Genomic DNA, 13,069 nt, shown 5'->3' with positions numbered 1-13,069 from the left:
TCCATATGCTTATGCGCAAGTTTTAGGGAAATGGACAATAGCGGAGTTTCGCCACCGGGCATGCCGGCCGGAAACACTGTGTCTTCATATGAGGGTTGTGCATGCGGGTGGCCTTTTACGCGCCGATGAAATCGCCGAACCATCCGGTGCCGTCGGGCGACCGGCTGATGGCGCGGCTGTTGATCCGAGCGCTTGAAATGGCCGGGCATGACGTCGAGGTCGTCTCCGAATTCCGCACCCATGCCGCGACACCGGAGGCGGCAGCCGACCTCGAACCGGCGATCGGTGCCGAACGGCAGCGGCTGCGGGAAAAATGGGCATCCACGCTGCGACCCGAGCTCTGGTTCTGCTACCACCCCTATTACAAATCGCCCGACCCTTTAGGGCCGGTGATCTCCGCCGAATTCGCCATCCCCTATGTCACCGCCGAAGCGTCCTACGCGGCAAAACGCGATAACACCGGCTGGGCAGACGTGCAGAAAGGCGTAGGCGAGGCGATCCTGCAGGCGGCGGTCAATATCAGCTTCACCGAACGCGACCAGGCGGGCCTTTCAGCCGCCTTTCCGCAGGCGCGGCTTGCCCGCCTGAAACCCTTCATCGACACCGCGCTGTTCGAGAGGGTGTTGCCGACGCCACATCCGCTGCGGCTGACGACGGTGGCGATGATGCGGGCCGGCGACAAGATGGCAAGTTTTACCACGCTGGCAAAAGCGCTGCGGCTGATCGAAGACCGACCCTGGACGCTTGCCGTCATCGGCGATGGCCCGATGCGGCACGAGGTGCAGGCGCTGTTTGCCGGTTTCCCTGCCGGCCGCATCGAATGGCTCGGCGAACGGGATGCGGCCGAGATCGCCGGTTTGCTCGGGCGCGGCGGCCTCTATGTCTGGCCCGGCTGCGGCGAGGCCTACGGTCTTGCCTATCTGGAAGCCCAGGCCGCCGGCCTGCCCGTCGTCGCGCAGGAGACGGCAGGGGTGCCCGCCGTGGTCGAGGCGGGGGTGACCGGCCTGCTGACACCGGATGGTGATGTCGCCGCCTATGCCGCGGCCGTGGCTGCCCTGCTTGACCAGAGGGAAAGACGCGACGCCATGGGGCAGGCGGCGCGTCGCCTCGTGCTTGGGGAGCGCTCGCTGGCGACGGCGGCCGAGCGGCTGGATGGAATTTTGCGGGATTATGCAGGAACAGGAGTGATGGGATGACCGACAGGATGAGCTGGGAGCCGCTGCGCCGCGAGCTCGACCGCTGGCAGGCCGCCGGCCGCGTCGCCCGCTTCTGGCTGCGGGACGACGACGCGATCGAGCCGACGCCTGATCTGGAGAGGCTGCTGGCATCGACCGGCGACAACGCGGTCCCGCTGACGCTTGCCGTCATTCCCGCCCTCACGGGAGAGGCATTGGCGGCGCGGCTGGCGGAGGAAGCAGGTGTCAGCGTCGCGGTGCACGGCTGGTCGCATACGAACCATGCCGGGCCGGAGCGGAAAAAGCAGGAACTCGGTGGTGACCGGCCGGCGGACATCGTGCTCGGCGAACTCAGCGACGGGTTCCGGCTGCTGCAGCGGCTGCATCCGGCCCGCTTTCTGCCGGTGCTGGTGCCGCCGTGGAACCGGATCGACGCGGCCCTCATCCCGGTACTGCCGGACCTCGGCTTTGCAGCGCTTTCGGTCTATGGCCGGGCAAGGCAAAGCGGGGCGATGCCGCTGCTCAACACCCATGTCGACATCATCGATTGGCGCGGCACGCGCGGCGGCCGAGCCGAGGAGGAACTGGTGGCCGAGCTGGTGGCGGAGTTGGAAGACCGGTTTGCCGGCAGCGACGAGCCGATCGGCGTGCTGACCCACCATCTGGTGCATGATGCCGCGGCCTGGGATTTCCTGTCGGCCTTGTTTGCAACGACCGGCCGGCATCCTGCCGTTCATTGGTTGCCGGCAGCGGGCCTTCTAAGTCCATGACCAGCGCCGATCAGGCGTGAACGCGCCCGAGAAAATCTCGCCGGCGACGGTGATCCGGCGATGCCGGACGAGGGCCGCCACGCTTTCGACGTCGCCGCTCATTTTCGGTCTTCCGCAAACTGCTCGGCGCCCTCGACCGGCTGCAGCCACGGCTCGCGGCGTTTGATCCAGAGCTCATAGCGCGGAACCAGCGGCGTCGGCGCTTCGGACAGGATGCCGAGCTTGATTTCCGCTTCCTCGTCATCGACGGAAAACAGCCGCGAACCACAGCCGGTGCAGAAATGCCGGCCTTGGAACGCGCCGGTTTGCCCCGAATGTTCGAATTGGCCGGCGGGCCAGATGCCATAGAAGGTGAAGGCCGAACCGCTTTCCTTCCGGCAGTCCATGCAATGGCAGATACCGACACGGATGGGTTCACCGCGGACAGAGATGCGCACCTGCCCGCAAAGGCATTGTCCGGAAAATACGGTCATGGCTGATCCCCGTTTCGATCATCTTGCGATGCCGGGAAAACGGGCGGGCTCGGGATCGGTTCCGCAGCAGGCTCAAGCGAGGGCCGACTGCAGCCGGCGAAAGCGGCCTGCAGCCTGTCAGATCACCACGGTCTGATTGTCGCGGGCGGCAAAGGATTCGGGGAAGGCGGCTTGGGCCTGGACTTCCATCTGCGCCAGCTGTTCATCGGTGCGCGAGGGGGCATGGTGGAAGAGCGCGAAGCGTTTGGCGCCGGCGATCTTTGCCAGTTCGGTGCCGTGCTGCCAGGTCGAATGGCCGAAGCCTTTGAAACGCTGCATCTCGTCTTCATTATAGGTGCAATCGTAGACGACGAGATCGGCGTCCCGCATCATCTCCAGCGAGACCGGGTCGTAACTGCCGGGAATATGCTCGATATCGTAGATCAGAGCGACAGAACGGCCCTGCCATTCGATGCGGTAGCCGATGGCGCCGCCCGGATGGTTGAGCATGAAGGTCTTGATCTCGATGCCCTTGTGGGGCGTCAGCGCCTGGCCGGGATGGAAGTCGCGGAAGTTCATCGTCGCCTGACAGATGTCGGTCTTCACAGGAAACCACGGCGGGCTGATGAATTGCTCGACCATCTCACGCGTGCTCATCTTGCCGTCGAGGTGGCCGGACCAGATGTTGACGTTGATCGAGGGATAATAGATCGCCTTGAAAAAGGGCAGGCCGATGATGTGGTCGTAGTGGCAGTGGCTGAAGAACAGGTCGACATCGCTGACGCCGTCGGCGAGCAACGACAGGCCCGCCTCGCGCAGGCCGGAGCCGGCGTCGAAGATCATCCTGTGTTCTCCGCAGCGAATTTCGATGCAGGAAGTATTACCGCCGTAGCGGTCGAACTCGGGGCCTGAGACGGGAATACTGCCGCGGACGCCCCAAAATTTTACCTGAAACAGTTCTGTCGTCATCGTTCTTCAAACCGGCCTTCCCGCATCGCCATCGTAAACATAGTTTATCCCGATGCGAAGCAGCAGAATTCCACGGGTTTGCCTGTGTCCCCTTTCATTCTCCTAACCGCTAGCGGAAGAAGAAGTAGATTTTCCTAAGCAATCGGCTTTCGCCTCGGAAAGCAACCCAGTATGGTTGGTTTTCGGTAAACGTGCTGTTGGGGCGGGGACATTTTCCCGTAATCATGCATATTAGATGGTTGCGCGCGATCGAAAAAACAATTGCCGCCCATCCGAGCCCGAATCCACGATCAAACCCTCGCGCTAGAACTCTCTAGGACGGCCGAAAGGTACGCGCATGCGTGGCTGCGGCGAGGCCGGATCCTCATTCCGGTTCAATCTCGGTAGAAAACAGCATCCTCTGAGAAAATGTGCACGCTGAGGCACGAATGTTTCCTTGATCGGTATTGCCGAAGCGCGATATATCCGATGATGTGAAAAATATAAGAGACTCGGTGGATGTTGCAGCCTGTCGTAAACGAGACCATCGCCGAGAGCAGTTACCGGCGCATTCGCGCCGACATTATTTTCGGGCGGCTGGCGCCCGCCCAAAAACTCAAGCTGGAAAGCCTGAAGGAATCCTACGAGACCAGCATCAGTACGCTGCGGGAGGTGCTGAACCGGCTCTCCTCCGAAGGGCTTGTGGTTGCCGAAGGACAGAAGGGGTTCGAAGTCTCTCCGGTATCGGTTTCCGACCTCAAGGAGACGGCGGCCATGAGACTGCTCCTCGAGAGCCATGCGCTGGAGCAGTCACTTGCGCGTGGCGACGTGGAATGGGAGGCGCCGCTGGTTGCGGCCCACTACAAACTGGCGCGGATGGAGCAGGTGATGTCATCCGGCGATACCAGCAGGGCCGAGGATTGGAAGCGCTACGACTGGGAGTTCCACCAGGCGCTGATTTCGGCCTGCGGATCGAAGCTGCTGATGCAGACCCATTCGGTCATCTTCGACAAATATCTGCGATATCAGATGGTTGCCCTGTCTTACCGGGGCGACGTCGCCGCCGAAGAACATCAACAGCTTTTGGATGCGGCCTTGCGACGGGATGCCGAGACCGCCAAGCGGGTGCTTGCCTTCCATATCCAAGGCGGGGTCGAGCATGCTTTGGCGCGGGGGACGTTGAAATGACGACGGATGTTCGCCGGGCCACCACACCAGGAAAAGCCATGCTCAAACACGTCCACGACCCGGCTGAAACCGTAAGCGATGTCGTTTTCCGGCAGATCCGCGAGGATATCATTTCGGGGGTATTGCCGCCGGGGGCGAAGATCAAGCTGGAGCAGGCAAAGGAGCGCTACTCCATCGGCATTTCGTCGCTGCGCGAAATTCTGAGCCGCCTGACCACGGAGAACCTCGTCCTCGCCGAAGGGCAGCGTGGTTTCGAAGTCAGCCCGGCTTCGCGGCGGGAGCTGCTGGAGCTTGCCGATCTGAGGATCGTTCTTGAAACACATGCGATCGGCCTTGCATTCGCTGCGGGAAATCTCGAATGGGAAGGGCGCATCGTCGCGGCTCATCACCGCCTGGCTGCCGCCGAACGAAAGCTGCTGGCAGGCGACACCTCGCGCACGGTCGACTGGGTGCGATATGATTGGGAGTTCCATCAGGCGATCGTCTCGGCCTGCAACTCGGAGACGCTGATGGCGACCCTGTCGTCCGTCTTCGACCGCTTTCTCCGTTACCATATGCTGGCCGAAAGCTTTCGCGGAAAACCTGTCGTCGACGATCACCGGCTGTTGTTCGAACTGTCCATCCAGCGTGACGTCGCCGGCGCGACCGAGGTGGTTAGACGGCACGTCCATAGCGGCGTCGAACATGTGCTGAAGAGCGTCCGCATTCTCTAGAGCCTTCCTGCTCCGGCAGAATGCTTCAATCTGACCACGACAGGTTCCAGAACCAGGAATTAATCGGCGTCTTTCGGAATTCCTTCCGGACGCATCTGTCTTTTCAGCGCGGCGATCCGGAAAATTGCGTTCGGCGCGCCATAGCCGCGATAGCCGCGGCGCTCGACGATCTCGAAAAAGAAACCCTCTCCGTAGGTGCCGCTGTAGAGTTGGAAATATTCGCCGTGCTCGTCCCGGTCATAGAGGATGTTTTCCGCTTTCAGCCGCTCGGTCATGGCGGGATCGAGCCCGAAGCGGGCTTCGACGTCGTCGTAATAGTTCGGCGAAATATGCAGGGATCGGAAACCGCAGCTGCGAAGTTTTTCGGCGGTTGCAAAGATGTCGTCAGTTGAAAACGCCAGGTGCTGGATGCCGGACCCGAACTTCTCGGCGATGAAATGGCCGGCCAGCGTGCGGCGATTTTCAGCCCCGTTCATGGTGATGCGCAGCGCGCCCGACCGGTTCTCGACGACCTGGCTGCGGACTACCCCTGCGGGATCGATGATGTCGACCATCGGGGTCTTATGGGTCTCGAAGATCGAAGTGTAGAACAGAAGCCAGGTCAGCATTTCATCATAGCCGACCGTCTGGGCGACGTGATCGACGCGAATAAGGCCGGCGGACGCCGTGTCGGTGTCGTCGGTGACCGGTCGAAAATCGATTTCGGAAAAGCGGCCAAGGGCGCTGTTGTCGTCGATCAGATAGACGATGCCGCCGCCGACGCCACGAATGGCGGGCAGCTCCAGTTCACCCGCCACAACCGGCTGGGCGAAGGGCTCGGCATCGAGAGCAAGCGCACGCGCATATGCTTTTGCCGCATCATCGACGACCAGCGCCATGGCATAGGCAAACGTCCCATGCACGGCATAGGCCGCATTGGCAAATCCCGCCTGATCGACATTGACGAGGATCCGGATCTCGCCCTGCTCGAACAGAGAGACTTTCTTCGTGCGGTGGACGGCGGTCTGCTTGAAGCCGAGGGTGTGCAGCAAAGCTACCAGCTCCACTTCATCCTGTTCGTCCGTGGCAAACTCCACGAAGCCGACACCTTGGACCGCAGCCCGTTCCGGCATCGCCGCCCCGGCCATGCTGCCGGTGCCAAGATGGCGTCGGACCTGATCGCCAAGATAGATCAGCGAGCGGTGGCCGTCGGAAGCGATCGGCCGCGACAGGCCGCCTCGAAACTGGTCGTTGAAAATCTCCAGGGAGAAGTAGCCGTCATATCCGGTGGCAGCGACGGCTTCGGTGAACGCCGTGACGGGAAGGTCGCCTTCGCCAGGCATGTTGCGGAAGTGGCGGCTCCAATAGAGCAGGTCCATGTCGATCAGCGGCGCGTCGGCAAGCTGGACGATGAAGATCTTCTCTTTGGGAATCGAGCGGATCGAATTGACCTCGATCTTGCGCGACAGAGTGTGGAAACTGTCGAGGATGAGGCCGACATTCGGATGATCGGCGCGCCTGACGATTTCCCAGGCGTCGCGGTGGTCACTGATATGGCGACCCCACGCAAGCGCCTCGTAGCCCACCCTCAGTCCGCGCCGGGCGGCACGCTCGCCGAGTTCCCGGAAATCCTCAGCCGCCCGGTCGATGCCGCCGATGGCGGCCGGCGAGACGTTCGAGCAGACCAGCACCAGATCCGTTCCAAGCTGCTGCATCACGTCGAACTTTCGTTCGGCGCGGTCGAAGGTGCGGCTGCGCAGCGGCTCCGGCATGCCCTCGAAATCCCGAAACGGCTGAAACAGCGTGATCTCAAGGCCGTGGTCGCGCACTAGTTTTCCGACATCGGCAGGGCTTCCGTCGAAGGCCAGGAAGTCGTTTTCGAAGATCTCGACGCCGTCGAACCCCGCTTGGGCAATCGCCTCGAGCTTCTCCGGCAGTTCGCCGCTGATCGTCACAGTCGCAATCGAGGTCTTCATATCAAAACCCTTTCTCATCCCACCGTCAGCCGCAAATCGTTATCATCTATTATTACAAATCTCGTGAGGAATTAAAATAGATGGAGGCATTATAAAATCTCATACGATTTTGAAAAACTCTGTTGATTTTAGTACCTGTCTCTGGCAATCATTCTTGCACAGTCAAAGGCGAGGTGGCTGTCCGGTCGAACGACCGCCAAAAGAGGAGGAAACAGAATGTTCAAATCTATGCTGACGCGTCGAAATGCGATGCTTGGAGCCGCGGCCCTGGTGGCTGCCGTCACCTTGGCGCAACCGGCTGCCGCCATCACGCCTGACGAAATCAAGGCTCGCGGCAAGATCATCGTCGGAATTCAGGGCGACAACCCGCCTTGGGGCTTTGTGACCAGCGGCGGCAAGCAGGACGGCCTCGACGCCGACATTGCGACGCAGTTCGCCAAGGAACTGGGCGTTTCCGTCGAGTTCGTGCCGCTCGAAGTCAACAACCGCATTCCGGCCCTGACGGCGGGGCGCGTCGATGTTCTGTTTGCAACCATGGCCATGCTGCCGGATCGCGCAAAGGCGGTGCAGTTCAGCAAGCCCTATGTGGCCAATGCCATCGTCCTGATCGGGCCCAAATCAGCGGAGATCAAGACCAATGCCGACATGGCCAAGTTCACGGTCGGCGTCGCCAAGGGTGCTGCGCAGGACACGCAGGTGACGAAGAACGCGCCTGAGGGTACGACAATTCGGCGCTATGACGGAGACGCTGCGAGCGTCCAGGCCTTGGTGTCCGGCCAGGTCGACACGCTGGGCGGCAACATTTTCTATATGGACCGGGTGAACAAGGCGCGCCCGGGCGAATTCGAAAACAAGCTTGAATTCCAGAAGCTTTACAACGGCGCTTGCACGCGTCTCGGCGAGAAGGAAATCAATGCCGCGCTGAATGGCTTCATCGACAAGATTAAGGCAAACGGCGATCTCAAGGCCATCTACGACAAGTGGATGAAGGTCCCGGTGCCGGAATTCCCGGAAAAGCTGGAAGGCATTCCGTTTGTGGCCAACTGAGCCAACGGCAAGGGACGGCTGCCCCTCACCCTGACCCTCTCCCCGCTCGCGGGGAGAGGGGCTTGCCCTGCGAAAGGTTTGGTTGGGACGGGCAGGTTGCCGCATAGCCCCTCTCTCCGCGAGCGGATGTCCGATGAGGGCGGGCGGCGATCTCCAGACGAGCCTATCATGAAGGTGGGCAGCTTATGACCGTCAACGCAACCGCCATGCCCAAGGCCCAGAGGTGCGACATGACCAGAACCATTTTTGTGCTCAACGGACCGAACCTCAACCTGCTGGGGGAGCGGGAGCCCGCCATTTACGGCTCGACGACGCTAGCCGATATCAGGGACAGATGCGTGGCAAAGGCTGGGAGCCTCGGCTTTGCCGTCGACTTCCGCCAGACCAATTTCGAGGGTGAGCTGGTCGAAAGCGTGCATGAGGCCCGCAAAGAAGCCTGCGGCATCATAATCAACCCGGCCGGTTACACCTTCACCTCGATCGCCCTTCTCGATGCGCTGAAGATGTTTGATCCGCCTAAGATCGAGCTGCACATCTCGAATGTTCATGCGCGCGAAAGCATCTACCACAATTCGCTGATCTCGCGCGTCGCCACTGCCATCATGATCGGCTTCGGCGCCCGCGGTTATGAACTCGCCGTAGAAGCAATGGCCGACATGGCGGGAGCAGCGAAGGCATGAATTACAAGCTCGATTTCACCCCTGTTATCGATGGGCTGCCGAGCCTTCTGCTCGGTTGTCTCGGGACGTTCCTGCTGGCCATTTGCGGAATGCTGCTGGCGATCGTCATCGGGATCGGCGGGGTTGCTCTGCGCGACTCCGCGCTCAAGCCCTTGCGGTGGCTGGTCATCGCCTTCGTCGAACTGATCCGCAACACGCCGTTCCTGGTGCAGATCTTCTTCATCTATTTCGCGCTTCCGCTCACCGGCATCCGGCTGGATCCGACGCCGACAGCGATCATTGCGCTCGGCATCAACGGCGGCGCCTACGCAATCGAGATCATTCGCGGCGGCGTCCAGTCGATCCCGAAGGGGCAGATGGAAGCAGGCCTGGCGCTCGGCCTGCATAAGGCGCAGGTCTTCCGGCTGATCATCCTCAAGCCCGCACTGCGGGCGATCTATCCGTCGCTGACCAGCCAGTTCGTGCTGTTGACGCTGACCACCAGCATTGCCTCGGCGATCTCGGCCTATGAGCTGACCTCCGTTTCCCAGCGCATCGAATCGGAGAGCTTCCGCAGCTTCGAGGTCTACTTCACGGTCACGCTTTTCTATTTCGTGATCTCCTGGGTGATGATGCGCCTGTTTGCGGCGTTTTCCGCTCGCTACTTCAAATATCCCGTCAAGTAGGAGGAATTCCATGGGTCACGACGAGTTCGTCTTCCTCCTGATCGGCCTGCAATGGACCGTGGTCCTGTCCGCGGTCGGCTTCGTCTGCGGCTGTATTGCCGGGCTCGGCGTCGCTCTCGCCCGCGTCTCGGGCAACCCTCTGTTGGAACGCTTGACCGCCGGCTATATCGCCGTCTTCCAGGGAACGCCGCTTCTGATGCAGCTTTTCGTGGTCTATTACGGCCTGGCTCTGATCGGGCTGATGCTCGATGCCTGGGTGGCCGTCGCCATCGGGCTGACGCTGCATGCCAGCGCCTATCTCGGCGAGATATGGCGCGGATCGATCGAAGCGGTTCCGCGCGGCCAGACGGAAGCGGCAAAGGCGCTTAGCCTCAGATATGTCTCGCGCATGAGGGATGTCATCCTGCCGCAGGCGCTGCGCATCTCGCTGCCTGCGACGATCGGCTTCCTCGTGCAGCTGATCAAAGGCACCTCGCTTGCCTCGATCGTCGGCTTCACCGAGCTGACGCGGGCCGGCAACATCATCTCCAACCAGATCTTCCAACCGCTGACGGTCTTCGGCGTCGTCGGCATCCTGTACTTCCTGATGTGCTGCCCGCTGACGATCCTCGGCGCGCGCCTCGAGCGAAAGTTTGCCGCTTCCGCGCGCTGATCCGCATCCCCTTGTTCTTCGATGCGGGCCCTGTCCGCCAATCCTGGAGTTCTACCGATGACCAGCCCCATGCCCACCCAGGCCGCAGAAACCATGATCACCATGGCGCAAGTGGAAAAGTGGTATGGCTCGTTTCAGGCCCTTCACGACATCAACATGACGGTTCGCAGCGGCGAGAGGATCGTCCTGTGCGGGCCTTCCGGCAGCGGGAAGTCGACGCTCATTCGCTGTATCAACCATCTCGAGACCTACCAGAAAGGCGAAATCCGGGTTGGCGGCATCGTTCTCAGCGACCAGGCCAAAACAATCGATGCGATCCGTCGTGAGGTCGGCATGGTCTTCCAGCAGTTCAACCTGTTTCCGCACCTGACCGTGCTGCAGAACTGCATGCTGGCGCCGATGAAGGCGATCGGCGTCGGCAGGGCGGAGGCCGAGGAACGGGCACGCGGGCTGCTCGAGCGGGTCAAGATCCTGGAGCAAGCCGACAAATACCCCGTCCAGCTCTCGGGCGGCCAGCAGCAGCGCGTCGCCATTGCCCGCGCACTCTGCATGCGGCCGAAAGTGATGCTGTTCGACGAGCCGACGTCAGCACTCGACCCGGAGATGGTCAAGGAGGTGCTGGATACGATGATCGCGCTGGCCGACGAGGGCATGACGATGATCTGCGTCACCCACGAGATGGGCTTTGCCCGCCAGGTCGCCGATCGGGTGATCTTCATGGCCAGCGGCGCGATCGTCGAGGAAGCAGCGCCCGCCGAATTCTTCACCAACCCACGGCACGAGCGAACCAGAAAGTTTCTCGGCGAAATCCTGCGGAAATAAGCGGTTTCAAGGCCGATCTCTCGTCAAATTCTGGAGCCGATGATGAAGCCATTGAAGATTGCAGTCATGGGAGCCGGCCTGATCGGCAGACGCCATGCCGAGCGCGTGATCTCCGAGCCCGGAACGCTTCTTTCCGCCGTGATCGATCCGTCCCCAGTCGGTCGCGACTTTGCCGGCAATGCCGGCATCCAATGGTACGCGTCCTTCCAGGACATCGGCGCCGAGGACAGGCCCGACGGCGTCATCGTGGCAACGCCGAACCAGCTTCACGTCGAGAATGCGATGGAAGTTATCGCCGCCGGCCTCCCTGTTCTCATCGAGAAACCGATCGCCGACGACGTCGACGCTGCCGCGGCGCTGGTGAGCGCCGGCGAAAGCGCGGGGATACCGATCCTCATCGGTCATCACCGCCGCCACAACCCGATGATCCAGGTGGCCAAACAGATCGTCGACGGCGGCAGGCTTGGCCGGATCCTCGCGGTGCACGGCACCTTCTGGGTCGCCAAGCCGGACGACTATTTCGACGTCCCCTGGCGGCGGGAAGCCGGCGCGGGCCCGATCTTCGTCAACCTGATCCATGATGTCGACCTCTTCCGATTTCTGTTCGGCGAGGTCGAGGCCGTGCATGCGATGGAATCGCAGGCCGTGCGCCATCACGCCGTCGAGGACACGGCTGTCGTCTCCTTGCGGTTCGCAAACGGTGTTCTTGCGACGCTGACCGGCAGCGATGCGGTGGCCGCGCCCTGGAGCTGGGAGGCGACCACCGGCGAGAACCCTGCATTTCCCCGCTATGCCGGACATTGCTACCAGATCGGCGGCACGAAGGGTTCGCTCGGCATTCCCGATCTGACGCTGTGGACAGCGACGTCGAAGCCGGATTGGCTGGAGCCGCTTGCCGAGGAACGCGTGGCTTACGAAGCCGCCGATCCGCTTTGCCGTCAGCTCAATCATTTTTGCGATGTCATTTGCGGCGAAGCAGCACCCCTCGTCAGCGGGCGGGAGGGCCTTGCCACCCTCAGGGTCGTCGAAGCGATCAAAAGATCGGCGCGCTCGGGGCAGATGATCCAGCTCTCTGACGCCGGCGCCTCTGCCGATCCCCAGAAAGTCTAGCCACATGATTACCGGCACGACCAAACTCATCGCCCATCTCGGCTACCCTACCGAGTCCTTCAAGGCGCCTCTGATCTACAATCCCTATTTCGAGAAGAACGGCATCGATGCGGTCGTCGTGCCGATGGGCTGCCGGCCGGAAGACTATCCGGCGTTCTTGAAGCTTGTCTTCCGGCTCTCCAATATTCACGGCGCGCTCATCACCATGCCGCACAAGATTGCGACGATGGCGCTGCTCGACGAAGCTTCGACCAACGCCAAAGTCGCAGGCTCGTGCAATGCGGTGCGTCTCGATCCGAACGGCAGGCTGATCGGCGACATGTTCGATGGCGAAGGTTTTGTCCGCGGCGTTCTGCGCAAGGGCAAAAAGGTCGAGGGCGCAAATGCGCTGGTCGTCGGCGCCGGCGGCGTCGGCTCGGCGATCGCGGCATCCCTCGCCAAGGCGGGCGTCGCCCATCTGGCGATCGCCGACGCCAACGAGACGACCGCGGCGGCGCTGCTCGACCGGCTGAAGACATATTACCCCCACCTTCACGTCACGATCGGCTCGCTCGACCCGACAGGCTTTGACATCGTCGTCAACGCAACACCGCTTGGAATGCGCCGGGGTGACCCGCTGCCGATCGATGTCGACCGCATTTCCCCATCGACCTTCGTCGGCGAGGTGGTGTTGAGCAAGGAGATCACCCCCTTCCTGGAGGCGGCCCGGGCGCGCGGCTGCACCTTTCAGGTCGGCACGGATATGCTGTTCGAACAAATCCCCGCCTATCTCGAATTCTTCGAATTCCCGACAACGACGGCCGACAATCTGCGGGCAATCGCCAAGCTCGGTTGATCCCTGAGCCGGAATTGTTCAGGATCGCGCCAATATCGATGACGCGGCGCGCACGCA

14 protein-coding genes are annotated in these 13,069 nt (G+C 61.7%); 11 read left to right on the top strand and 3 right to left on the bottom strand.

All coding sequences use genetic code 11. The features are described 5' to 3' along the window. The first annotated feature begins 101 nt into the window (after window positions 1-101). Together CO657_RS31715 and CO657_RS31710 are read left to right on the top strand one after the other, a co-directional pair. The gene (locus CO657_RS31715) at window positions 102-1,196 is read left to right on the top strand and encodes a glycosyltransferase family 4 protein (protein WP_054184064.1); all 1,095 of its coding nucleotides are present in this window, start codon (window positions 102-104) and stop codon (window positions 1,194-1,196) included. Continuing rightward, window positions 1,193-1,945, top strand: coding sequence for a polysaccharide deacetylase family protein (locus CO657_RS31710; protein WP_054184065.1), 753 nt, complete (start codon window positions 1,193-1,195; stop codon window positions 1,943-1,945). Before CO657_RS31715 ends, CO657_RS31710 begins: the two co-directional genes overlap by 4 nt. 98 nt (window positions 1,946-2,043) lie before the next feature. On the opposite strand, the gene CO657_RS31705 is transcribed toward CO657_RS31710, so the two are convergent. Then, a complete protein-coding gene (locus CO657_RS31705) occupies window positions 2,044-2,418 on the bottom strand; it encodes a GFA family protein (RefSeq protein WP_054184066.1) in 375 nt (124 codons plus the stop codon). Between the two features lie 117 nt (window positions 2,419-2,535). Then, complete coding sequence (locus tag CO657_RS31700) at window positions 2,536-3,366, bottom strand: MBL fold metallo-hydrolase (protein WP_054184067.1); 831 nt, start codon at window positions 3,364-3,366, stop codon at window positions 2,536-2,538. Window positions 3,367-3,864: 498 nt separating this feature from the next. Between CO657_RS31700 and CO657_RS31695 the strand changes: the two genes are divergently transcribed. Further along, window positions 3,865-4,533: a GntR family transcriptional regulator gene (locus CO657_RS31695; protein WP_054184068.1), complete on the top strand. Its 669-nt coding sequence runs from the start codon at window positions 3,865-3,867 to the stop codon at window positions 4,531-4,533. 38 nt (window positions 4,534-4,571) lie between these two features. Then, window positions 4,572-5,246, top strand: coding sequence for a GntR family transcriptional regulator (locus tag CO657_RS31690; RefSeq protein ID WP_054184069.1), 675 nt, complete (start codon window positions 4,572-4,574; stop codon window positions 5,244-5,246). A 59-nt stretch (window positions 5,247-5,305) separates the two neighbouring features. Here CO657_RS31690 and CO657_RS31685 read toward each other — a convergent pair whose 3' ends face one another. Next, on the bottom strand, window positions 5,306-7,201 hold the full coding sequence (locus tag CO657_RS31685; RefSeq protein WP_054184070.1) for a bifunctional sugar phosphate isomerase/epimerase/4-hydroxyphenylpyruvate dioxygenase family protein: 1,896 nt from the start codon (window positions 7,199-7,201) through the stop codon (window positions 5,306-5,308). 216 nt (window positions 7,202-7,417) lie between these two features. On the opposite strand from CO657_RS31685, the gene CO657_RS31680 reads away from it, so the two are divergent. The 7 genes from CO657_RS31680 to CO657_RS31650 all read left to right on the top strand — a co-directional run bounded on the left by CO657_RS31680 (window position 7,418) and on the right by CO657_RS31650 (window position 13,012). Continuing rightward, complete coding sequence (locus tag CO657_RS31680; RefSeq protein ID WP_054184071.1) at window positions 7,418-8,248, top strand: transporter substrate-binding domain-containing protein; 831 nt, start codon at window positions 7,418-7,420, stop codon at window positions 8,246-8,248. A 230-nt stretch (window positions 8,249-8,478) separates the two neighbouring features. Beyond that, on the top strand, window positions 8,479-8,928 hold the full coding sequence (locus CO657_RS31675; RefSeq protein WP_054184127.1) for a type II 3-dehydroquinate dehydratase: 450 nt from the start codon (window positions 8,479-8,481) through the stop codon (window positions 8,926-8,928). Then, window positions 8,925-9,593: an amino acid ABC transporter permease gene (locus tag CO657_RS31670; RefSeq protein WP_012555312.1), complete on the top strand. Its 669-nt coding sequence runs from the start codon at window positions 8,925-8,927 to the stop codon at window positions 9,591-9,593. Before CO657_RS31675 ends, CO657_RS31670 begins: the two co-directional genes overlap by 4 nt. 10 nt (window positions 9,594-9,603) lie before the next feature. Beyond that, window positions 9,604-10,245 carry an amino acid ABC transporter permease gene (locus CO657_RS31665; protein ID WP_054184072.1) on the top strand — a complete coding sequence of 214 codons (642 nt, stop codon included), beginning with the start codon at window positions 9,604-9,606 and terminating at the stop codon, window positions 10,243-10,245. A 57-nt stretch (window positions 10,246-10,302) separates the two neighbouring features. Continuing rightward, window positions 10,303-11,067: an amino acid ABC transporter ATP-binding protein gene (locus CO657_RS31660; protein WP_054184073.1), complete on the top strand. Its 765-nt coding sequence runs from the start codon at window positions 10,303-10,305 to the stop codon at window positions 11,065-11,067. A 42-nt stretch (window positions 11,068-11,109) separates the two neighbouring features. Next, a complete protein-coding gene (locus CO657_RS31655) occupies window positions 11,110-12,177 on the top strand; it encodes a Gfo/Idh/MocA family protein (RefSeq protein WP_054184074.1) in 1,068 nt (355 codons plus the stop codon). 4 nt (window positions 12,178-12,181) lie between these two features. After that, window positions 12,182-13,012: a shikimate dehydrogenase family protein gene (locus CO657_RS31650; RefSeq protein ID WP_054184075.1), complete on the top strand. Its 831-nt coding sequence runs from the start codon at window positions 12,182-12,184 to the stop codon at window positions 13,010-13,012. The last annotated feature ends 57 nt before the right edge of the window (window positions 13,013-13,069 follow it).

It is taken from the genome of Rhizobium acidisoli (assembly GCF_002531755.2).
GTDB lineage: Bacteria > Pseudomonadota > Alphaproteobacteria > Rhizobiales > Rhizobiaceae > Rhizobium > Rhizobium acidisoli.
The sequence above is the reverse complement of the archived record's forward strand: the minus strand, read 5'-3'. Positions and strand labels throughout refer to the sequence as shown.

What these genes read in the sequence shown, in the direction of transcription:
- CO657_RS31670 (WP_012555312.1), top strand. Translation starts at nt 8,925, where the DNA reads ATGAATTACAAGCTCGATTTCACCCCTGTTATCGATGGGCTGCCGAGC.
- CO657_RS31665 (WP_054184072.1), top strand. Translation starts at nt 9,604, where the DNA reads ATGGGTCACGACGAGTTCGTCTTCCTCCTGATCGGCCTGCAATGGACC.
- CO657_RS31700 (WP_054184067.1), bottom strand. Translation starts at nt 3,366, where the DNA reads ATGACGACAGAACTGTTTCAGGTAAAATTTTGGGGCGTCCGCGGCAGT.
- CO657_RS31710 (WP_054184065.1), top strand. Translation starts at nt 1,193, where the DNA reads ATGACCGACAGGATGAGCTGGGAGCCGCTGCGCCGCGAGCTCGACCGC.
- CO657_RS31675 (WP_054184127.1), top strand. Translation starts at nt 8,479, where the DNA reads ATGACCAGAACCATTTTTGTGCTCAACGGACCGAACCTCAACCTGCTG.
- CO657_RS31660 (WP_054184073.1), top strand. Translation starts at nt 10,303, where the DNA reads ATGACCAGCCCCATGCCCACCCAGGCCGCAGAAACCATGATCACCATG.
- CO657_RS31655 (WP_054184074.1), top strand. Translation starts at nt 11,110, where the DNA reads ATGAAGCCATTGAAGATTGCAGTCATGGGAGCCGGCCTGATCGGCAGA.
- CO657_RS31715 (WP_054184064.1), top strand. Translation starts at nt 102, where the DNA reads ATGCGGGTGGCCTTTTACGCGCCGATGAAATCGCCGAACCATCCGGTG.
- CO657_RS31650 (WP_054184075.1), top strand. Translation starts at nt 12,182, where the DNA reads ATGATTACCGGCACGACCAAACTCATCGCCCATCTCGGCTACCCTACC.
- CO657_RS31705 (WP_054184066.1), bottom strand. Translation starts at nt 2,418, where the DNA reads ATGACCGTATTTTCCGGACAATGCCTTTGCGGGCAGGTGCGCATCTCT.
- CO657_RS31680 (WP_054184071.1), top strand. Translation starts at nt 7,418, where the DNA reads ATGTTCAAATCTATGCTGACGCGTCGAAATGCGATGCTTGGAGCCGCG.
- CO657_RS31690 (WP_054184069.1), top strand. Translation starts at nt 4,572, where the DNA reads ATGCTCAAACACGTCCACGACCCGGCTGAAACCGTAAGCGATGTCGTT.
- CO657_RS31695 (WP_054184068.1), top strand. Translation starts at nt 3,865, where the DNA reads ATGTTGCAGCCTGTCGTAAACGAGACCATCGCCGAGAGCAGTTACCGG.
- CO657_RS31685 (WP_054184070.1), bottom strand. Translation starts at nt 7,201, where the DNA reads ATGAAGACCTCGATTGCGACTGTGACGATCAGCGGCGAACTGCCGGAG.